This is a genomic window from Klebsiella pneumoniae subsp. pneumoniae HS11286, from assembly GCF_000240185.1.
GTDB lineage: Bacteria > Pseudomonadota > Gammaproteobacteria > Enterobacterales > Enterobacteriaceae > Klebsiella > Klebsiella pneumoniae.
This window is the reverse complement of the sequence record NC_016845.1, coordinates 2,144,066-2,164,699: the sequence shown is the minus strand read 5'-3', so window position 1 is coordinate 2,164,699 and position 20,634 is coordinate 2,144,066. Positions and strand designations below refer to the sequence as shown.

General features: G+C 61.0%; 20 protein-coding genes and 1 other annotated feature. Of the genes, 10 read left to right on the top strand and 10 right to left on the bottom strand.

The window, feature by feature from the left end; all coding sequences use genetic code 11:
• The 4 genes from KPHS_21120 (at position 1) to KPHS_21090 (ending at position 4,711) form a co-directional block, all read left to right on the top strand.
• Positions 1 to 1,179 carry an ABC transporter substrate-binding protein gene (locus KPHS_21120; RefSeq protein YP_005226412.1) on the top strand — a complete coding sequence of 393 codons (1,179 nt, stop codon included), beginning with the start codon at positions 1 to 3 and terminating at the stop codon, positions 1,177 to 1,179.
• Positions 1,152 to 2,678: a putative ABC transporter permease gene (locus tag KPHS_21110; RefSeq protein ID YP_005226411.1), complete on the top strand. Its 1,527-nt coding sequence runs from the start codon at positions 1,152 to 1,154 to the stop codon at positions 2,676 to 2,678. The genes KPHS_21120 and KPHS_21110 overlap by 28 nt, the downstream gene beginning before the upstream one ends.
• A complete protein-coding gene (locus KPHS_21100) occupies positions 2,678 to 3,310 on the top strand; it encodes an ATPase (RefSeq protein ID YP_005226410.1) in 633 nt (210 codons plus the stop codon). Before KPHS_21110 ends, KPHS_21100 begins: the two co-directional genes overlap by 1 nt.
• A gap of 93 nt (positions 3,311 to 3,403) precedes the next feature.
• Entirely contained in the window at positions 3,404 to 4,711 is a 1,308-nt protein-coding gene (locus tag KPHS_21090) for a putative thiosulfate sulfur transferase (protein ID YP_005226409.1), read from the top strand.
• 51 nt (positions 4,712 to 4,762) lie between these two features.
• Here KPHS_21090 and KPHS_21080 read toward each other — a convergent pair whose 3' ends face one another.
• On the bottom strand, positions 4,763 to 5,386 hold the full coding sequence (locus tag KPHS_21080; protein YP_005226408.1) for a putative cytochrome oxidase: 624 nt from the start codon (positions 5,384 to 5,386) through the stop codon (positions 4,763 to 4,765).
• A gap of 86 nt (positions 5,387 to 5,472) precedes the next feature.
• On the opposite strand from KPHS_21080, the gene KPHS_21070 reads away from it, so the two are divergent.
• On the top strand, positions 5,473 to 5,883 hold the full coding sequence (locus tag KPHS_21070) for a pyrimidine (deoxy)nucleoside triphosphate pyrophosphohydrolase (RefSeq protein YP_005226407.1): 411 nt from the start codon (positions 5,473 to 5,475) through the stop codon (positions 5,881 to 5,883).
• Between the two features lie 101 nt (positions 5,884 to 5,984).
• Here the strand turns inward: KPHS_21070 and KPHS_21060 are convergent, their stop codons facing one another.
• Positions 5,985 to 6,110, bottom strand: a complete 126-nt coding sequence (locus KPHS_21060; RefSeq protein ID YP_005226406.1) for a hypothetical protein — start codon at positions 6,108 to 6,110, stop codon at positions 5,985 to 5,987.
• Between KPHS_21060 and KPHS_21050 the strand changes: the two genes are divergently transcribed.
• Complete coding sequence (locus KPHS_21050) at positions 6,066 to 7,409, top strand: glutamate dehydrogenase (protein ID YP_005226405.1); 1,344 nt, start codon at positions 6,066 to 6,068, stop codon at positions 7,407 to 7,409. The two genes, KPHS_21060 and KPHS_21050, sit on opposite strands and share 45 nt — an antisense overlap.
• A 43-nt stretch (positions 7,410 to 7,452) precedes the next feature.
• Here KPHS_21050 and KPHS_21040 read toward each other — a convergent pair whose 3' ends face one another.
• From KPHS_21040 to KPHS_21010, 4 genes are all read right to left on the bottom strand, one after another.
• Positions 7,453 to 8,433 carry a zinc-containing alcohol dehydrogenase superfamily protein gene (locus KPHS_21040; protein YP_005226404.1) on the bottom strand — a complete coding sequence of 327 codons (981 nt, stop codon included), beginning with the start codon at positions 8,431 to 8,433 and terminating at the stop codon, positions 7,453 to 7,455.
• A 179-nt stretch (positions 8,434 to 8,612) separates the two neighbouring features.
• Positions 8,613 to 9,470 carry a DNA topoisomerase III gene (locus tag KPHS_21030; protein ID YP_005226403.1) on the bottom strand — a complete coding sequence of 286 codons (858 nt, stop codon included), beginning with the start codon at positions 9,468 to 9,470 and terminating at the stop codon, positions 8,613 to 8,615.
• Positions 8,613 to 10,560, bottom strand: a sequence feature (potential frameshift: common BLAST hit: gi|238894263|ref|YP_002918997.1| DNA topoisomerase III). It overlaps the preceding gene by 858 nt.
• A complete protein-coding gene (locus KPHS_21020; protein YP_005226402.1) occupies positions 9,436 to 10,560 on the bottom strand; it encodes a DNA topoisomerase III in 1,125 nt (374 codons plus the stop codon). It overlaps the preceding feature by 1,125 nt. Before KPHS_21020 ends, KPHS_21030 begins: the two co-directional genes overlap by 35 nt.
• A gap of 4 nt (positions 10,561 to 10,564) precedes the next feature.
• Complete coding sequence (locus KPHS_21010) at positions 10,565 to 11,608, bottom strand: selenophosphate synthetase (RefSeq protein YP_005226401.1); 1,044 nt, start codon at positions 11,606 to 11,608, stop codon at positions 10,565 to 10,567.
• 225 nt (positions 11,609 to 11,833) lie between these two features.
• On the opposite strand from KPHS_21010, the gene KPHS_21000 reads away from it, so the two are divergent.
• Entirely contained in the window at positions 11,834 to 12,580 is a 747-nt protein-coding gene (locus KPHS_21000; protein ID YP_005226400.1) for a putative phosphoesterase, PA-phosphatase related protein, read from the top strand.
• 683 nt (positions 12,581 to 13,263) lie between these two features.
• Here KPHS_21000 and KPHS_20990 read toward each other — a convergent pair.
• From KPHS_20990 to KPHS_20970, 3 genes are all read right to left on the bottom strand, one after another.
• Positions 13,264 to 14,049, bottom strand: a complete 786-nt coding sequence (locus KPHS_20990; RefSeq protein YP_005226399.1) for an IS3 family transposase — start codon at positions 14,047 to 14,049, stop codon at positions 13,264 to 13,266.
• A gap of 56 nt (positions 14,050 to 14,105) precedes the next feature.
• Positions 14,106 to 14,627 (bottom strand): IS3 family transposase, encoded by a 522-nt coding sequence (locus KPHS_20980; RefSeq protein ID YP_005226398.1) that lies wholly within the window; start codon positions 14,625 to 14,627, stop codon positions 14,106 to 14,108.
• 136 nt (positions 14,628 to 14,763) lie between these two features.
• Positions 14,764 to 15,315, bottom strand: a complete 552-nt coding sequence (locus KPHS_20970; protein YP_005226397.1) for an NAD(P)H nitroreductase — start codon at positions 15,313 to 15,315, stop codon at positions 14,764 to 14,766.
• A gap of 165 nt (positions 15,316 to 15,480) precedes the next feature.
• On the opposite strand from KPHS_20970, the gene KPHS_20960 reads away from it, so the two are divergent.
• From KPHS_20960 to KPHS_20940, 3 genes are all read left to right on the top strand, one after another.
• A complete protein-coding gene (locus KPHS_20960) occupies positions 15,481 to 17,334 on the top strand; it encodes a signal peptide peptidase SppA (protein ID YP_005226396.1) in 1,854 nt (617 codons plus the stop codon).
• Between the two features lie 138 nt (positions 17,335 to 17,472).
• Positions 17,473 to 18,492: an L-asparaginase I gene (locus tag KPHS_20950; protein ID YP_005226395.1), complete on the top strand. Its 1,020-nt coding sequence runs from the start codon at positions 17,473 to 17,475 to the stop codon at positions 18,490 to 18,492.
• Positions 18,493 to 18,501: 9 nt separating this feature from the next.
• Positions 18,502 to 19,143, top strand: coding sequence for a nicotinamidase/pyrazinamidase (locus KPHS_20940; RefSeq protein YP_005226394.1), 642 nt, complete (start codon positions 18,502 to 18,504; stop codon positions 19,141 to 19,143).
• Positions 19,144 to 19,180: 37 nt separating this feature from the next.
• On the opposite strand, the gene KPHS_20930 is transcribed toward KPHS_20940, so the two are convergent.
• Positions 19,181 to 20,539, bottom strand: coding sequence for a metabolite transport protein (locus KPHS_20930; protein ID YP_005226393.1), 1,359 nt, complete (start codon positions 20,537 to 20,539; stop codon positions 19,181 to 19,183).
• Positions 20,540 to 20,634: the final 95 nt, after the last annotated feature.

Sequence of the window (20,634 nt, the reverse complement as noted above, 5' to 3'; positions counted from 1 at the left end):
ATGCGCCGTTTGCGTGATTACAGCCTCTGTCTGTGCCTGCTGCTGCTCTGGCCGCTGGCGGTTAATGCCGACGACAGCTGGCGGCAGATTCAGACGGAAGCCCACGGACAGACCGTCTGGTTTAACGCCTGGGGCGGCGACCCGGCCGTCAATCGCTATCTGGCGTGGGTCAGCGAAGAGGTCAAACGCTATTACGCAATCGACCTGCGTATTGTGCCTGTCGCCGACGCCGCCGACGCAGTGAAACGCATCCAGACCGAGGCGCAGGCCGGTCGTCGCCAGGGCGGGTCAGTGGATCTGCTGTGGATCAACGGCGAAAACTTTCGCACGCTTAAACAGGCCAACCTGCTGCTCACCGGCTGGGCCGAATCGCTGCCCAACTGGCGCTATGTCGATCTGCAAAAGCCGGTACGGGAAGATTTTTCAGTCGCCACCGAGGGCGCGGAGTCGCCGTGGGGCAGCGCCCAGCTGACGTTTATCGCCCGCCGCGGGCAAACGCCGCAGCCGCCCACCAGCCCGCAGGCGCTGCTGGCCTTCGCCAGAGCCCATCCGGGCAGCGTAACCTACCCGCGGCCGCCGGACTTCACCGGTACCGCCCTGCTGGAGCAACTGCTGATCGCGCTCACCGACCAGCCAGCCGCCCTGCGCCAGCCGCCGCAGCCAACGACCTTCGCGGCGGTCACCGCCCCGCTGTGGCGCTATCTCGATGCGCTGCACCCGGCCCTGTGGCGGGCGGGCAAGGATTTCCCGGCGTCGCCGGCGCGGATGGACGCCATGCTCAACCAGGGCACCCTCCGCCTGTCGCTGACGTTTAACCCCCTGCACGCCCGGCAGAAAGCCGCCAGCGGCGAATTACCGACGGACAGCTACAGCTTCGGCTTTACCGCGGGGACCCTCGGCAACGTCCATTTCGTTACCATCCCGGCTAACGCCCGCGCTGTCGCTGGCGCCAAAGTAGTGGCCAATTTCCTGCTCTCCCCTGAGGCGCAATTGCGCAAGGCCGATGCCGCCGTCTGGGGCGATCCGAGCGTACTGGATCCGCAGCGTCTGCCTGACGGCCAGCGCCAGGCGCTGGCGGCAGCCCTGCCGCAGGATCTGCCGCCGGTGCTTGCCGAGCCTCACGCGGCATGGGTTGACGCGCTGGAGCAGGAATGGCTGCGCCGCTACGGTACCCACTGATCCTGCTGGCCTGGGGGGCGATGGCGGCGATCTATCTGCCGCTGCTCCCCGCCGCCGGGGAACTGGTGGGCGCTGCGCGCTCCCCGGCCAACTGGCGGGCGCTGTTCGCCGACCCGCAGCTGAGCCAGGCGCTGGCCGCCACCCTCGTCTCCACGCTGTTATCCGTCGGCGGCGCGCTGCTGATCGCCCTGACCATCGTCGCCGCCCTCTGGCCTTCGGCCCGCTGGCGGCGGCTGGCTTCCCGTCTGCCGCTGCTGCTGGCGGTGCCCCATCTCGCCCTGGCGACGGCGGCGCTGCTGCTGTTCGCCGAAGGGGGTTGGCTCTGGCAGCGGCTGCCGTTTCTGACGCCGCCGGTTGACCGGTACGGCATCGGGCTTGGCCTGACGATGGCCCTGAAAGAGAGCGCCTTTGTGCTGTGGGTGATCTATGGCCTGCTGGGAGAGAAACGCCTCGCCGACCAGGCGACCGCCCTGAAGAGCCTCGGCTACGGCCGCTGGCAGTGCCTGCGTTGGCTGGTGCTGCCCGCCCTGCTGCCCGCCCTCGGCATGGTGCTGCTGGCCACCACCGCCTGGAGCCTGTCGGCGGTAGACGTCGCCCTGGTGCTGGGGCCCGGCAATCCGCCCACCCTCGCCGTGCTGGCGTGGCAATGGTTAAGCCAGGGCGATGAGCTGCAGCAGGCCAAAGGGGCGCTGGCCAGCCTGCTGCTGATGGCGATCCTCGGCGGGCTGGCGCTGGTCGCCTGGGGCGGATGGCGGCTACAGCGCCAGTACCAGCCCGATCTGCGCGGTGTTCGTCACCCGCATCCTCATGCCCTGCCCGGCCGCCTGCTGGCGGCGCTGCTGCCGCTGAGCGGTCTGCTGGGCGCGCTATTGCTGGCGGGGCTGGCGCCGCCGCAGATGGATGCTCTGGGCAACAGCCTTGGGCTGGCGCTGGCGGCCTGCGCCCTCGGCGCGGCTGTCTGCCTGCTGTGGCTGGCCTGCGGCCCGGCGCGAGGCGATGGCTGGGTCTGGCTACCGCTGGTCCTGCCGGCCCTGCCGCTGGCCGACGGCCAGTACCGGTTGGCGCTGTATGCCTGGCTTGACGGTGACTGGTGGACCGTCCTGTGGGGCCATCTGCTGTGGGTGGTGCCCTGGATGCTGTTTATTTTGCGCCCGGCCTGGCGCCAGCGCGATCCGCGGCTGACGGTTGTCGCCCGCACGCTCGGCTGGGGATCCACGCGTATTTTCTGGTTGCTGACCCTGCCTTCGCTAACTCGCCCACTGCTGACCGCCCTGGCGGTGGGCTTCTCAGTGAGCATCGCGCAGTATCTGCCAACGCTATGGCTGGGGGCTGGCCGAATTCCGACGCTCACCAGCCAGGCGGTGGCGCTCAGCAGCGGCGGCGAGGCGCAGACGCTCGCCGCTCAGGCGCTGTGGCAATTACTGCTGCCGGCGGTATGCTTTACCCTGACCGCTCTGCTGGCCTGGCTGGCAGGCCGCTATCGACGAGGACTTCGCTAGTGCTAACCGTAAACCATCTGACCCTGAGCGTGAGACGCCAGCCGCTGCTGCAGGAGGTCGCCTTTTCGGTAGCCCCGGGGGAGGTGCTGACGCTGATGGGCCCCTCCGGTAGCGGGAAATCAACGCTGTTTGCCTGGATGATTGGCGCCCTGTCCGGCGATTTTCGCGCCCGAGGCGAGCTGTGGCTCAACGAACGGCGTTGCGATACGCTGCCGACAGAGCATCGGCGCATCGGCATTCTGTTTCAGGACCCGTTACTGTTCGACCATTTCAGCGTCGGGCAAAATTTACAGCTGGCGCTGCCGGAGAACGTGCGCGGCGAGGCGCGAAAAACCGCGGTGGAGGAAGCGCTTAGCCGCGCCGGGCTGGCGGGCTTCGCCCCGCGCGATCCGGCCACGCTCTCCGGCGGGCAGCGGGCGCGGGTGAGCCTGCTGCGCGCCCTGCTGGCGCGCCCCGAGGCATTGCTGCTTGATGAGCCCTTCAGCCGCCTGGATGCCAGCCTGCGCGCCGGGTTCCGCCGCTGGGTCTTTGAAGAACTGGCCCGCCAGGCCATTCCGGCGATCCTGGTGACCCACGATCGCGAGGACTGCCCGCCGACGGGGCGCTGCCTGGCGATGGAGCGCTGGCAATGAAGGACAATAGCGTGCAAACCTGCGTTACCGCAAAGAAATCGGCGCCTGGCGAGTGGAGAATACGCCCTCCACTTTTTACCGTCGGGCATTTCGATGAAACGTGTTTCTCAATTGACCGCACTCGCCCTGCTCATGGGGCTTGCTGCTTCCACTACCTGCGCCGCTGAAACCATGCCAGCGCTCACTCTCTCCCACCTGCAACAGCAGCACGGCGTGGCCATCGACACCCGGCTGAGCGCTTATTACAACGGCTGGCCGCAGCGCGCCAACGGCCCGGAAGGCCATGAGCCGCAGGCCCTCAATCTTTCCGCCCGCTGGCTCGGCGCCATGAGCGACGATCAGCTGCGCGCCTGGGCTAAGCAGCACCAGCTCCAGTCCGATACCCCCATCGCGCTGTACGGCAGCCCGGAGGATAACGTCAGCGTCGCGGCGCGGCTGAAACAAACGGGTTTCACCCGGCTCAGCACCCTGAGCGATGCGCTGAGCCAGACCGACCGTCTGCAAAAGCTGCCGCACTTTGAACAGCTGGTCTACCCCCAGTGGCTGCACGACCTACAGCAAGGGAAAGCGGTCGCCGCCGCCCCGGCAGGCGACTGGAAAGTGTTTGAAGCCGCCTGGGGAGCGCCGAAGCTCTATCTGCTGAGCCATATCCCTGGCGCGGGCTATATCGATACCAATGAGGTGGAGAGCGAACCGCTGTGGAATAAAGTGTCCGACGCGCAGCTGAAGGCGATGCTGGCGAAGCACGGCATCCGGCATGACACCACGGTGATCCTCTATGGTCGCGACGTCTACGCCGCAGCGCGGGTGGCGCAGATCATGCTGTACGCCGGGGTCAAAGACGTGCGCCTGCTTGACGGCGGCTGGCAGACCTGGTCCGACGCCGGGCTGCCGGTAGAGCGCGGTATGCCACCGGCGCAGCAGCCGGCGCCTGATTTCGGCGCGCCGATCCCCGGCCAGCCGCAGCTGATGCTGGATACCGAACAAGCCCGCGGGCTGCTGCATCGTCAGGACGCCTCGCTGGTCAGCGTCCGCTCGTGGCCGGAGTTTATCGGCACCACCAGCGGCTACAGCTATATCAATCCGAAGGGCGACATCGCTGGCGCCCGCTGGGGCCACGCCGGGAGCGACTCCACGCACATGGAGGATTTCCATAACCCGGACGGCACCATGCGCAGCGCCGACGATATCGCTGCCCTGTGGCGCCAGTGGAACATTCTGCCGAGCCAGCAAGTGGCATTCTATTGCGGGACCGGCTGGCGGGCCTCGGAAACCTTTATGTATGCCCGCGCCATGGGCTGGCCGCACGTCGCGGTGTACGACGGCGGCTGGTACGAATGGAGCAGCAACCCGCACAATCCGGTGGCCCGCGGAGAGCGCGGCCCGGAAAGCAGTCAGTAACTCGCCCCGCCTCAGCGCGTCGCCCTTTGTCGGCGACGCGCGATACCCCGTTTACGCTGTGGTCGTTACCCGCTTTAAGGTCTGGTAGCCACTGCAGATGCGCGTCGCCGTCGTCAGCCAGCACAGCGCGCCAAACAGCCACGCCAGCCAGGCGAAATGCGCCGGAAACAGGCAGCCGAGGACAAACAACAGGATGGTCTCCGTCCCCTCCGTCAGTCCCCCGAGATAGTACAGCGATTTATGGGCGTAGCCGGGATTGGCGATCTGGTGCCTGGCCGCCAGGGCGGCAAAAGCGAGAAAGCTGCTGCCGGTGCCGATAAAGGCAAACAGCAGCCAGCCGCCCGCCAGGGCATTGTTCAGCGGATCCGCCAGAATAAAGCCGAACGGCACCAGGGCGTAAAAGAGAAAATCCAGCGCAATATCGAGAAAGCCGCCCGCATCCGTGAGCCCGCGCCGCCGCGCCAGAGCGCCGTCCAGGCCATCCAGCAGGCGGTTAAGGAGAATGGCCGCCAGCGCCGCGCCATACCACCCCAGCGCCAGAAAGGGCAGAGCCAGCACGCCGATGGCAAAACCGACCAGCGTCAGCCCGTCCGGTGAGATGCCGGGGCGGTCAAGGGCGCCGGCGACAGCGTTTAGCAGGGGTTTAAGGCGCGGATGCAGGTGGCTATCAAGCACGAAGGTCTCCAGCAGGGTTGGCGGTTGTCAGTTACGGTCTATGGCGGTGATAATAGGCCATATTCGTCTTATTAACCTTGATGCTTATGCTAAAAATGATTGATGTTGTCGCCGCCATTATTGAACAGGATGGCCAGATTCTGCTGGCGCAGCGTCCGCCCCACGCCGACCAGCCGGGGATGTGGGAGTTCGCCGGCGGCAAAGTGGAGCCGGGTGAAAGCCAGCCGCAGGCGCTGGTCCGCGAACTGCAGGAGGAGATGGGCATCATCGCCCGCCCGGCTTGCTATATCGCTAGCCATCAGCGGGAGGTCTCCGGCCGCCGGATCCATCTTCACGCCTGGTGGGTGCCGCACTTTCAGGGCACGCCGCTGGCCCACTATCACACTCAGCTGCGCTGGTGCCTTCCCACAGAAGCGCTGGCCCTCGATCTCGCCCCGGCCGATATTCCTCTGCTGCACGCCTTTATCGCCCAGCGCCCCACCCTTTCCGTCCGCTGATCCGCCCGCCGCCTCGTCATCGCTTTTAGTTATGACGAGCGGGCAATTATAAATTTTGTTGTCGGCTCAATTTTTCCTTGCTTGCCTAAGGATTAGCGGTGTTATAGTCGGAAAATCGGTTTTTTCAAGGACCGAATCATAATAAATACATGCAACCACAACCATAAGGGGAACTGATATCTATGGATCAGACGTGCACTCTGGAAGGCTTTCTCACCCGCGTTCAACAGCGCGATCCTCATCAAACCGAATTTGCTCAAGCCGTCCGGGAGGTGATGACCACCCTGTGGCCTTTCCTTGAGGAAAATCCGCGCTATCGTCAGCTTGCTTTGCTGGAACGTCTGGTGGAACCGGAGCGCGTGATCCAGTTCCGCGTGGTGTGGGTGGACGACCGCAATCAGGTCCAGGTCAACCGCGCGTGGCGCGTGCAGTTCAACTCGGCCATCGGCCCGTATAAAGGCGGGATGCGTTTTCACCCGTCGGTTAACCTGTCGATTCTCAAATTCCTTGGCTTCGAGCAGACCTTCAAAAACGCCCTGACCACTCTGCCGATGGGCGGCGGGAAAGGCGGCAGCGATTTCGATCCTAAAGGCAAGAGCGATGGCGAAGTGATGCGTTTCTGCCAGGCGCTGATGACCGAACTCTATCGCCACCTTGGCCCGGATACCGACGTACCGGCGGGCGATATCGGCGTCGGCGGTCGCGAAGTCGGCTTTATGGCAGGAATGATGCGCAAGCTCTCCAACAACAGCGCCTGCGTCTTCACCGGTAAAGGACTCTCCTTTGGCGGCAGCTTGATCCGTCCGGAAGCCACTGGTTACGGCCTGATCTACTTCACCGAAGCGATGCTCAAACGTCACGGCCTCGGCTTCGAAGGCGCTCGCGTGGCGGTCTCCGGCTCCGGCAACGTCGCGCAATACGCCATTGAGAAAGCGATGGAGCTTGGCGCGCGGGTGGTGACGGCCTCCGACTCCAACGGCACCGTCGTTGACGAAGCGGGCTTCACCAAAGAAAAACTGACCCGCCTGATCGACATTAAAGAGCGTGCCCACGGCCGCGTGGCCGATTACGCCCGCGAATTTGGCCTCACCTATCTTGAAGGCCAGCAGCCGTGGTCAGTGCCGGTGGATATTGCCCTGCCTTGCGCGACCCAGAACGAACTGGACGTCGATGCCGCCCGCCAGCTGATTGCCAATGGCGTCAAGGCCGTGGCGGAAGGCGCCAACATGCCGACCACCATCGCCGCAACCGACCTGTTCCTGGAAGCTGGCGTGCTGTTTGCCCCGGGCAAAGCGGCCAACGCCGGCGGCGTGGCGACTTCCGGTCTGGAGATGGCGCAGAACGCCGCGCGCATGGGCTGGAAAGCGGAAAAAGTGGATGCCCGCCTGCATCACATCATGCTGGATATCCACCACGCTTGCGTGCAGTACGGCGGCGAAGCGAAGCAGACCAACTACGTGCGCGGCGCGAATATCGCCGGTTTCGTGAAGGTTGCGGATGCTATGCTGGCCCAGGGCGTGATTTAACCTCCCCTAACTCCATCCCGGCGGCAGCCCGCCGGGATGCGTCTCACGACGTCATCGTGATCACAACTTTCCCCAGATGCTGACCACTGTCCAGACAGGCATGGGCCTCGGCAATCTCCGCCATCGGGTAGCTGGCGTAGATCAGCGGCTTGCATTTCCCTGCCTCTAGCAGCGGCCAGACGTGGCGGCGCAGCGCCTCGGCAATCTGTTGTTTCTCCGCCGCCGTCCGGCCGCGCATGGTCGAGCCGGTGACGGTGGCTCGCTTGAGCATCAGAGTCTGAATATCAACCTCATGAGCGATTCGCCCGCCCATAAAGCCGATGATGACCAGTCGTCCATCCTTTTTCAGTAGCCCAAGGTTGCGGTTAAAGTAAGGGCCGCCAACAATATCCAGAATGACGTCCACCCCTTCATCGTTGGTCAGCTGGCCGATTTTCTCGGCAAAATCATCGGTTTTGTAGTTAATCGCCGTAGCATAGGGACGTAGCGCAGCAATTTTTTCGTCCTGGCCGACGGTGGCATAGACGGTCATCCCCAGCGCGTGGCACAGCAGGACCGCGGTGGTGCCAATCCCGCTGGCGCCGCCGTGGACCAGAATGCTTTCGCCAGGCTGCAGCTTACCCAGCTGGAAGACGTTCGCCCAGACGGTGAAGAAGGTTTCCGGAATGGCGGCCGCTTCGCTAAAGCTGAGGCCCGCCGGGATCGGCAACGTCTGGCCTGCCGGCACGGCGCAGTATTCGGCATAGCCGCCGCCGTTGGTCAGCGCGCAAACGCGATCGCCGGGCGTAAACGCTGTGACCTGCGCGCCGACCTTAACAACCACGCCCGCCACCTCGAGGCCGGGCACGGGGGTGACGCCCTCAGGCATCGGATACAGACCCTGGCGCTGCAGAATATCCGGCCGGTTGACGCCCGCCGCCTTCACCTCAATGAGCACCTCATGCTCCCCGATGGTGGGGATCTCCCCTTCGCGGATCTGCAATACCTCCGGGCCGCCCGGTTGGCTGATAGCAATATATTTCACGGGTCCTCCTTATCGCCTGTGAGAGAAATGGGGCATCGGCATCAGGAAAAGCGCAGCGGGCATCCCCTGCTCAGGGGCCCCGCGTCCAGGCTCTTCCCGGCTGTTTAGTGTAGACCATTGGCCTGACTGGCGGAGAAGCGGTGGCCGTGGGGTAACGCATCCTCGCGACCACCGGCGGGTTACTGCGGCGGCGGCGCGGTATCGTCTGCCGCTTTTTTGCCTTTCGGCTTCCCTTTACCTTTGCTGAACGACTTCTTCGCCCCGCCCGGCGCCACCAGGCCGCGGAACTGACGCACCGGCGTGCTGCGCGCCTGATCGATCAGTTGATACAGCGTCCCCACCAGCGGCTGCATAAAGTCCTGATAGCGGCACTGTTTCTCGCTGATCTGCGTCAACACCGACTCCCAGTGGGCGGTCATGTCCGGTCGCCCGGCCATCTCCGGCAGGGAATGAATGAGCGCCCTGCCGGCCTCCGAGGAGTGGATATAGCGCCCCTTTTTGCTCAGGAAACCACGCTTGAACAGCAGCTCGATAATCCCTGCGCGGGTCGCTTCCGTGCCGAGGCCGTCGGTGGCGCGGAGGATCTTCTTCAGATCTTTATCCTGCACGAAGCGGGCAATCCCGGTCATCGCCGACAGCAGCGTGGCGTCGGTAAAGTGGCGCGGCGGCTGGGTCTGACGCTCCACCACCTCGCCCCTCTCGCACAGCAGTTCATCGCCTTTGGCCACCACCGGCAGCGGCGTGCCGTCGTTCTCTTCATCGCGCTCTTTGCTGCCAAGCAGCGTCCGCCAGCCCGCCTCGGCCAGAAAACGCGCCTTGGCGACAAACTTGCCGTTGGCGATCTCAAGATCAATCTGGCATTTGCGGAACACTGCGTCAGGGCAGAACTGCATCAGATACTGGCGGGCGATCAGGGTGTACACCTTCGCTTCGTTATCGGTGAGCTTCACCTGGCTGCTGCGGACGGTTGGGATAATCGCATGGTGCGCGTCGACCTTTTTATCATCCCAGCAGCGGTTGCGGATCTCCGGATCCACTACCGGCTGCGGCAGCAGGTCCGCCGCATGGACGGCAATCGCATTCAACACCGCATGGCGGCCAGCGAAGTGCTCTTCCGGCAGATAGCGGCTGTCCGAACGCGGATAGGTGATGAGTTTTGTGGGTTTCGTACAGCTTCTGGCAGATATCCAGCACGTTCTGCGCGCTGAAGCCGAAACGTTTGGCCGCCTCAATCTGCAGCGCCGACAGCGAGAACGGCAGCGGCGCGGGTTCGGAATCGCGCTTATCGTTATAGCCGGTCACGATTGCCGGCTGGCCTTCGATGCGCTTAACCACATGCTCGGCCAGCGGACGATGCAGCAGGCGCCCTTCTTCATCCTGGTAAGGTTCGCAGGCTTCGCTCGGCACCCAGGTGGCGACAAAACGCTCCTCCTGCGGCGTGACGATATGCGCCTTCACGTCGAAGAAATCTTTGGCGACGAAATTTTCAATCTCTTCATCGCGACGGACCACCAGGCCAAGTACCGGGGTCTGCACCCGCCCCACCGAGAGCACCCCCTGATAGCCGGCGTTGCGCCCCAGCAGGGTGTAGGCGCGGGTCATATTGATGCCGTACAGCCAGTCGGCGCGGGCCCGCGCCAGCGCCGACACGCAGAGCGGCACGAACTCGCTGTTGGCGCGCAGACGGTTGATCGCCCGCTCCACCGCCTGCGGGTTGAGATCGTTAATCAGACAGCGCTGCACCTGCTGACGCTTCTCCGGCGCCAGCTGCAGGTAGTCGAGTACTTCGTCCACCAGCAGCTGCCCTTCTCTGTCCGGGTCGCCGGCGTGGATAACCTCCTCGGCGTCGCCGAGCAGGCGCTTGATGACATTCAGCTGTTTGGTGACCGAGGGCTTTGGCTGCAGCTGCCATTTCTCCGGCACAATCGGCAGATCGTTGAGATTCCACCGGGCATAGCGGCTGTCGTAGATGTCCGGCTGCGCCTGCTCCAGCAGGTGGCCGATACACCAGGTGACCACCTGCCCGTTGCCGCACTCAATATAGCCATCGCCTTTGCGGTGCGGTTTAGGCAACACATCGGCGATAGCCCGACCGAGACTCGGTTTTTCTGCAATAAACAACCGCATCGAATCAACGGATCTCGATCATGGGTCGCCCGCCGCGGGCGGTCACCAGCTCGCCGATGGCGGCCAGCTTAATGCCGAACTCCGCCGCGGCGGCCTGAACTTCCGCCTCCGCCTCCGGGGTCACCGCCAGCAGCAGACCGCCGGAGGTCTGCGGATCGCACAGCAGATCCCGCCACTCCGTCGGCATCTCGCCCATGAGATGGCCGTAGCTGGCAAAGTTGCGCCCGGTGCCGCCCGGCACCGCGCCGGCGGCGATATAGTCCTCCACCCCCGGCAGTTTTGGGATATCGGCATAGCGCAGCTGCGCCTGCACGCCGGCCCCGCGGCACACCTCGCTGAGGTGGCCGAGCAGGCCAAAGCCGGTGACGTCGGTCATCGCCTTCACCCCGTCGATGGTGGCAAACGCGGCGCCGGCGAGGTTCATCTGGCACATGGTCTCCGTCGCTAACCCTTGATGCTCTGGCTTGAGCAGCGATTTTTTCTCTGCAGTGGTCAGTACGCCGATCCCCAGCGGTTTAGTAAGATACAGTTTGCAACCCGCCTGGGCGGTGCTGTTTTTCTTGATGCGCTCGGTGGGCACCACGCCGGTGACCGCCAGACCGAAGATCGGCTCCGGGGCGTCAATGGAGTGGCCGCCCGCCAGCGCGATCCCCGCCTGCTGGCAGGCAAAGCGCCCGCCCTCCACCACTTCGCGAGCGATTTCCGGCGCCAGGGTGTTGATCGGCCAGCCGAGGATGGCAATCGCCATAATCGGTTTCCCGCCCATAGCGAAAATATCGCTGATGGCGTTGGTAGCGGCGATGCGGCCAAAGTCGAACGGGTTATCGACAATCGGCATAAAGAAATCGGTGGTGCTGACGATCGAGGTGCCATTACCGAGATCGTAAACGGCGGCATCATCGCTGGTTTCGTTGCCGACAAGCAGGTTTGGGTCGACAAACTTCGCCTGCTCGCTATGCAGGATAGTTTCCAGCACTTTCGGGGAAATTTTACAACCACAACCGGCTCCGTGGCTGTATTGCGTTAAACGAATGGCTTGCTCGCTCATGGACATCTCCTGTCATTGCAATCCCGCTATGTTAGCGCCCAAACGCCAGGGTGGTAAGTACGACAGTCTGAAATCGCGTATGGTTGCTCATTAAGCAGACAAAAAGCCGTTTTTGCGAGACACGGCAATTTTTTCCCGACCATTTTCACTTTTACTTAAAGATGACAGAAATGTGACAGCACAGGACTGTCTTCTCTGGAATGATTATGACGTAAGGAAATTCTAATGAAAAAGCGTGTTCTTGCCCTTTGCCTGGCCAGTTTCTTCTCCGTTAACGCCTTTGCTCTGGTTCCCCCCGGGAACGATGTCACCACCAAGCCCGATCTCTACTATCTGACCAATGCCCAGGCCATCGACAGCCTGGCGCTGTTGCCACCACCGCCGGCGGTGGGCAGTATCGCATTTTTAAACGATCAGGCGATGTATGAGCAAGGACGTCTGCTGCGCAATACCGAGCGCGGGAAGCTGGCGGCAGAGGATGCCAACCTCAGCGCGGGCGGCGTGGCCAACGCCTTCTCCAGCGCCTTTGGTTCGCCGATCACCGAGAAAGACGCGCCGCAGCTTCACAAACTGCTGACCAATATGATTGAAGACGCCGGCGACCTGGCGACCCGCAGCGCGAAAGAGAAATACATGCGCATTCGCCCGTTTGCGTTCTATGGCGTCTCCACCTGCAATACCACCGAACAGGACAAGCTGGCGAAAAACGGCTCTTACCCGTCCGGGCATACCTCTATCGGCTGGGCCACCGCCCTGGTGCTGGCGGAGATCAACCCGCAGCGGCAAAACGAAATTTTGAAGCGCGGCTATGAGCTCGGCGAGAGCCGGGTGATCTGCGGCTATCACTGGCAGAGCGATGTCGATGCGGCGCGCATCGTCGGCTCCGCGGTGGTCGCTACGCTGCACACCAACCCGGCCTTCCAGCAGCAGTTGCAGAAAGCCAAAGATGAATTCGCGAAAAGGCAGAAGTAACGTCATCGCCGTTGCATTCCCGGATGCGGCGCCTGGCGCGCCTTGTCCGGGCTACAAAAACCGCGATTGATTCGAATGGTAGGGGTTGTAGGCCGGGTCAGGCGCGAGCCGCCACCCGGCATAGATGCGGCTCCGAGCCTGCTGCCATCGCCCGGCGGCGCTGCGCTTGCGCGGCCAGCCGGACGGTTCCCTCTCCCTCCGGGAGAGGGCCAGGGTGAGGGGAAGCACTGCAGTGTGGTTGTTTATGTTATCTGTGGCTTCAGCGTAGTTTGCGCTCCCGGTTAATCGTCTGCGTTATGTCACTCATGGCGCCGGGAGCGCACAGGGGGCGGCCAGTCACCGTCGCCCCCTGTACCCCCGGGCTCTGGCCAGCAAAATCGCCGCTGCGCGGTCCCTTCGACTTATCCCTGCAGGCTTCGGGTCGGGCCGAGGCAGCGTCCCTGCAAAACACGGCCCTCAGCCCGCATCCATGCGGGCTGCCCCGGCCTGCCGGGAACGTCTCAGCGATTTTGAGGCCGTCAGCACCGGCAGTTTCAGCAAGAAAAGTGAATAAATTAACGACAGGTCGTACGAACGTAGGCCGGGTAAGGCGCAGCCGCCACCCGGCACAAAATCGGCTCCGTGCCCGCTGTCCTTGCCCGGCGGCGCTGCTGGACTGACCCCATAAAGTTGGATGGTTCATATTAAGCGGCTCTCAGAGCCTGGGTTCGGTACTCTACCGGACTCAGGCCTTTTAATTTCAGGCTTATCCGCTCGTTGTTGTAGTAATGGATATAGTCCTCTACGGCTTTTCTTAGCGCACTGACACTCCTGAACTCCCTCAGATAAAAACACTCCGATTTCAGGGTCCCGAAGAAGTTTTCCATCACTGCATTATCCAGGCAGTTTCCTTTACGCGACATACTCTGCGTCATCCCATGCGCCTTTAAACGTTCCTGATAGCTCCTCATCCTGTAATGCCAGCCCTGATCCGAGTGCAGCAGCGGAGCATCTCCCGGTCTGAGCTTCGGGAACGCACCGTCCAGCATCGTATTCACCATCTCCATCACCGGCCTTTCCGACAGGCTGTAGGCGATAACCTCCCGGTTAAACAGATCGAGAACTGACGACAGGTAAAGCTTTTTTCCCTGTACCGGGAACTCTGTCACATCTGTTACCCATTTTTCGTTGGCTTTTGACGCACCGAAGTTCCGGCTCAGGATATTGGGCGCGGCCTCGCCCGTTCTCCCTTTCCAGGCACGATATTTTTTCGCCCTTATCACAGACCGGAGTGACAGTTCTGCCATCAGCCGCTGCACTGTTTTATGGTTTATCCGCAGCCCCTGTTTTCTCAGTGCGAGCGTGATCCTGCGGTAGCCATAACGACCTTTGTGATAGTGGTATATCTTCCTGATGTTCTCTTTAAGACCCGCATACCTGTCCCCTTGCTTCAGTGCATTCATATTGTAATACCACGTGCTACGGGACATACCGGCCGCCCGCAGAAGGTCCCGCAGAGCGTGTTCATGCCTTAGTTCACTGATTATCAGGGCTTTTTGCCATTTTTTTCGCTCTGAACCAAGGCTTTCAACTTTTTTAGATAGGCATTCTCTGCCCGCAGATAACGCAGTTCGGCCCTGAGTTCTTCGGGGGAGAGTTTTTCCAGCTCTTTATCTGTTAGTGGTGGGATATTTTTTGGCTTTGTCATTTTTCCGGGCCGTCCGCATTGTATGTTTAAAAGACCTTCCGCTCCGGCATCGTTGTACACGTCGAGCCAGCGCCGGACAAGTATTTCTGCGGAGAGATTAAACCGGGCAGCCGCTTCACGCATCGTCAGGCGGTCACTGATAACCGCCCGGACGACCACGAGTTTAAATTCATCGGAATAATGATTATTTTTTGCAGTCAGGCCTTCTGCACCGTGGAACTGCCATGCCCTGACCCAGCGACGGACAGATGTTCTTTCAATACCAAAAAGGTCGGCTGTACTCTGTTCTCCGTCTTTACCGGACAAATAATGATTAACCACAGCCAGTTTTGTTTCAGGGGAATACTTTGGTTTAGCCATAAAATTGCACCTTACTCAGTTGGGTGTCCAACTTTTGGGGTGCAGTCCATGCGCTTGCGCGGGCCTACAGACAGTCAGAGCCGGATGCGTTGGCCGGGTAAGGCGCCAGCCGCCACCCGGCATAATAAGCACCGACTCAGAATCGCGTCACAAACGGCGCGGTATCCGGCAGGGCAATGGTGGTTGAGGCTTTTAGCTGCGGCGTCCCCAGATAGAGGAAGCCGACAATTTTATCCTGTTCGCGGCACTCGAAGCCGGCCCGCACCACCGGACTCTCGGTCAATGCTCCGCTGCGCCAGATACCGTTGAATCCCTGAGCCAGGGCCGCCATCTGCATCACCATCACCGCGCAGCCAGCGGACATCTCCTGCTCCCAGCGCGGCACCTTAGGGTGGTCTTCACAGCGCGCGACCACGGTAATAATCAGCGGCGCGCGGAACGGCGCATTGCGGGCTTTCTCAATTCCCTTCTCATCCTGGCCGGCCTCTCTGGCCCCTTTTTCCAGCAACTGGCTGAAGCGCTCGCGGCCGTCATCGGCGATAATAAAGAAGCGCCACGGCTGCAGGGTGCCATGATCCGGGGCGCGCAGCCCGGCGCGCAGAATGTTTTCCAGCTGTTCGCCCGCCGGGGCAGGTTCCGCCAGGCGGGAAGCGCTCCGGCGATTAAGCAGTAGATCGAGAGCATCCATCTGTATAACTCCTGTGATGTCATTTTTCATAAAATTAACATGCACAAGGATTTTGTTACAGCGCGGTCGGTGATTCCTGCTGACAACCGACGGCTCACTCTTTAGGATAGCCAGACGCGGCGGCCCCTGCGGCCTGCCCTTTTTAGATAACGTTAGGGAGAAGACATGCGAACCCTTTGGCGACTGATTGCCAGCTTTTTTAAATGGACGTGGCGGATACTCAACTTTATTCGCAAACTGGCCCTCAATGCGATCTTCCTGGTGCTGGTGCTGGTGTGTATCGGCATCTGGAGCCAGTTCAGCAGCACCACCAGCGAACATGCCGCGCGCGGCGCGCTGTTGCTGGATATTACCGGCGTGGTGGTGGATAAACCATCCGCCAGCAGCAAGCTCGGCGTGATTGGCCGCCAGCTGTTTGGCGCCAGCTCGGACCGTCTGCAGGAGAATTCCCTGTTCGATATCGTGCAGACCATTCGCCAGGCGAAGGATGACCGCAATATCACCGGTATTGTACTGGATTTGAAAAACTTCGTCGGCGGCGACCAGCCATCCATGCAGTACATCGGCAAAGCGCTGCGCGAATTCCGCGATAGCGGCAAACCGGTGTATGCCGTCGGCAGCAGCTACAGCCAGGGCCAGTACTACCTGGCGAGCTTCGCCAACAAAATCTGGCTCTCGCCGCAGGGCGAGGTAGACCTGCACGGCTTCGCTACCAACGGGCTATATTACAAATCGCTGCTGGATAAGCTGAAGGTCTCCACCCATGTCTTCCGCGTCGGCACCTATAAATCCGCCGTCGAGCCATTCATCCGCGATGATATGTCCCCTGCCGCCCGCGAAGCGGATAGCCGCTGGATTGGCGAACTGTGGCAGAACTACCTCAACACCATTGCCGCCAACCGCCAGATCACCGCCCAGCAGCTCTTCCCGGGCGCCCAGGGCATCATCGATGGCCTGCGTAAGGTGGGCGGCGATACGGCGAAATATGCGCTGGACAATAAGCTGGTGGATGAGCTGGCGACCTCCACGGAAGTGGAAAAGGCGCTGACCAAACAGTTTGGCTGGAGCAAAGCGGATAACAATTACCGGGCGATCAGCTATTACGACTACAACGTGAAGACGCCGTCTGACCAGGGTTCCGCCATCGCGGTAATCTTCGCCAACGGCGCCATCATGGACGGTGAAGAGACCCCGGGCAACGTCGGCGGCGATACCACCGCAGCGCAAATTCGCGATGCGCGCCTCGATCCGAAAATTAAGGCCATCGTTCTGCGCGTAAACAGCCCGGGCGGCAGCGTAACCGCTTCGGAAATCATTCGTGAAGAGCTGGCGGCAGCCAAAGCCGCCGGTAAACCGGTAGTGGTCTCGATGGGCGGCATGGCGGCGTCCGGCGGCTACTGGATCTCCACCCCAGCGGATTACATCGTGGCGAACCCAAGCACCCTCACCGGCTCCATTGGCATCTTTGGGGTGATCAACACCGTGGAAAATACCCTCGGGTCGATTGGCGTCCACACCGACGGCGTCGCCACGTCGCCGCTGGCGGATGTCTCCAGCACCAAAGCGCTGCCGCCGGAAGTGCAGCAGCTGATGCAGTTGAGCATTGAGAATGGCTATCAGCGCTTTATCACCCTGGTGGCTAACGCCCGTAAGAGCACGCCGGAGAAAATCGACCAGATCGCCCAGGGCCACGTCTGGACCGGGGAAGATGCCAAAGCCAACGGCCTGGTCGACAGCCTCGGCGACTTCGACGACGCGGTGGCCAAAGCCGCCGAGCTGGCGAAGCTGAAAACCTGGCACCTCAACTACTATCAGGAAGAGCCGACCTTCTTCTCGATGGTGCTGGATAGCCTGACCGGCTCGGTACGCGCCTCGCTGCCGGCGGCCATTCAGGCCTGGCTGCCTGCGCCGGTCGCCGCGGCGGCCGAGACGGTGAAAGCGGAGAGCGACAAGCTGGCGGCGTTTAACGACCCGCAGAATCGCTATGCCTTCTGCCTGACCTGCGCTAACATCCGTTAATACGCAGCGGCTGCCCCGTCTCCCGGGGCAGCCTTTTTCCCTCTCCTGCCAACACTGCCACAAAGCCCGCGACCGACGCTGTATTTTTTCCTGCGTCTCTTTATACTGCGCCTGTCTACGACCAACCTAAGCGATGCTATGCAAAAAAAATCGATTTACGTTGCCTACACCGGTGGGACCATCGGTATGCAGCGCTCTGAACACGGCTATGTACCCGTTTCCGGCCATCTGCAGCGTCAGCTGGCGCTGATGCCGGAGTTCCATCGTCCGGAGATGCCGGACTTCACGATCCATGAATACCATCCGCTGATGGATTCATCCGATATGACCCCCGAGGACTGGCAGCACATCGCCGACGATATCCGCAGCCATTATGAGGAGTATGATGGCTTTGTGATCCTCCACGGAACCGACACCATGGCGTTTACCGCCTCGGCGCTGTCGTTCATGCTGGAAAACCTTGGCAAGCCGGTCATTGTGACAGGGTCACAAATTCCGCTGGCCGAGCTGCGTTCCGATGGTCAGATTAACCTGCTCAACGCCCTGTACGTCGCCGCCAACTATCCGATTAACGAAGTGGCGCTGTTCTTCAACAATCGACTGTTCCGCGGCAACCGCACCACCAAAGCCCATGCCGACGGCTTCGACGCTTTCGCCTCGCCAAACCTTGCCCCGCTGCTGGAGGCCGGGATCCATATTCGCCGTCTCGGTACTCCGCCGGCGCCGCAGGGCAGCGGAGATCTTATCGTGCACCCCATCACTCCGCAGCCGATTGGCGTGGTGACGATTTACCCCGGCATCTCCGCCGACGTGGTGCGTAATTTTCTGCGCCAACCGGTGAAAGCGCTGATCCTCCGCTCCTATGGCGTCGGCAATGCCCCACAGAATGGCGAGTTTATTCAGGTGCTGGCGGAAGCCAGCCAGCGCGGTATTGTGGTGGTCAATCTGACGCAGTGCATGTCCGGAAAGGTGAACATGGGCGGCTATGCCACCGGCAACGCCCTCGCCCAGGCGGGGGTCATCAGTGGTTTCGATATGACGGTGGAAGCGACGCTGACCAAGCTACACTATCTGCTTAGCCAGCAGCTGGACGTTGACGCCATTCGCGCGGCGATGCAGCAAAATCTGCGTGGCGAACTCACCCCCGACGAGGCTTAAGGAGGACGTATGGCACATCGAGCGCTGTTACTGGTTGATTTGCAGAACGACTTTTGCGCCGGCGGCGCGCTGGCGGTTCCTGAAGGCGACAGTACCGTCGACGTAGCCAATGCGCTTATCGACTGGAGCCTGGCGCGCGGCGAGCCCATCGTCGCCAGCCAGGACTGGCATCCGGCGGATCACGGCAGTTTCGCCAGCCAGCACCAGGTGGAACCCTACACCGAGGGCGAGCTGGACGGCCTGGCGCAAACTTTCTGGCCGGATCACTGCGTGCAGCACAGCGAAGGCGCGGCGCTGCATCCTCTGCTCAAGCAGCAGGCGATCGCCGCTGTGTTCCACAAAGGGCAAAACCGGAGCATCGACAGCTATAGCGCTTTCTTTGACAACGGTCACCGGCAGAAAACCGAACTGGACGGCTGGCTGCGTGGTCAGGGGATCGTGGAGCTGACCGTTCTCGGCCTCGCCACCGATTACTGCGTTAAGTTCACCGTGCTGGATGCCCTGGCGCTGGGCTACGCGGTCAACGTCATCACCGACGGCTGTCGCGGCGTAAATCTGCAGCCGCAGGACAGCAGCCAGGCGTTTATGGAGATGGCCGCCGCGGGCGCCACGCTCTATACCCTCGACGACTGGCGGGAAACCCACGCGTAACCTGTGCCGACAGGCATTCTTCCTGTCGGCGCTTTTCTCAGGCCAGCGTTGAAATCTCCTCCAACGAGATCTTGCGCGTTTCGATGCCAAAGCAGAACAGGATTAGCGCGCAGAGCACCAGCATTACCCCGAGCACCATAAAAACCGTAATCGCCCCGGAGCGGGTCAACAGGACCGCGACACCGTAGGGGGTAAAGACGGCAACAATCCGCCCTACCGCGTTGACAAAGCCTGAACCGCGCAACCGGAGATGCGTTGGCCACAACTCAGGCACGTACACCGCCGAGGCAAAGCAGACGTACATGTACAGGAAAAAAATCATCACCAGGCCATAGCTTAAGATGGCCCACTCTGCGGTTTGAATCGAATAGAAGTAGCCGAGAAGCGCAATAATAATCAGCAACGATGAGCCAAACAATCGCCGCGGAAAACGGTCGATAATCAGCGCGGCTATAAATATACCCACCGGCGCGCCAATCATAATAATCGCGGTCATCAAGATTGACTTTGTCACGTCGATCCCCGAATTAACAAAAATTGTCGGGATCCACACCGTAATAGTATAGAGCGAAATGTTCATCGCGATGAGCACCGTAATTGCCACCAGCGTTCGCCGCAGCATGTGGCCTTTAAACAACAACCAGAAAGAGCCGCTTTCCACACCCACCTCCGCCCTATGTTCCGCGCTTTGCCAGGCCGGTAAGATAATGTTTTTCTCTTTCTCGATTTGCGACTCTACCTGCTGGAGGTGCTTTTCAGCCGCGCTTCGCTGCCCTTTACCCGCCAGCCAGCGCGGAGACTCAATAAAATATCTTCCCGACAGATACCAGGCAAGCAGCATAGCCGCGCCGCCGAGCAGAAACATTATCCGCCAGCTTAAAAAAGCAATCACCACTATGCCAATAGCCGCCGATAGCATGGGCGACCAGTTACCGACAAAAGAGAGCCGGGCGGACCATTTTCCGCGCACTGCGGGTGGAATAAACTCGGTAAATGAAGCATAACCTATCATTATTAACGCCCCCATTCCGCAGCCCATCAGACAGCGGCAAAAGATAAGCCAGTACATGTTAGGCACAAAGGTTGCCACACAAGCCGAAATCCCGACGATCAGCAAATTCAGGCGAAATGCCTTACGTCGCCCGAGATAATCGCCTATAAAACCGCCGGTTAGCGAACCTATAAAATAGCCAAACATCAGCGCTGAGGTAAATGCCGCATTGAGGTAATTATTTGACCAGCCGTTGCTGACTAACTTTGCCAGCACCACGTTGCCAGAATAGCTGAGAAAACCGGTGATTAATAAACTAAAACTGATGATACCAAAAATACGAAAATGAAATCGCGATAAAGGTAAGCGGTCTAATCTTGCGCCGATAGGGTCACATTGTTCCATCAGGATGCCTCAATTTCAGCTAAAATATAAAATATGGCGACAGCGGCAGAGTCACTTTTGCCGCGCCATCCATCATCATTAAATTTTTATGGCAT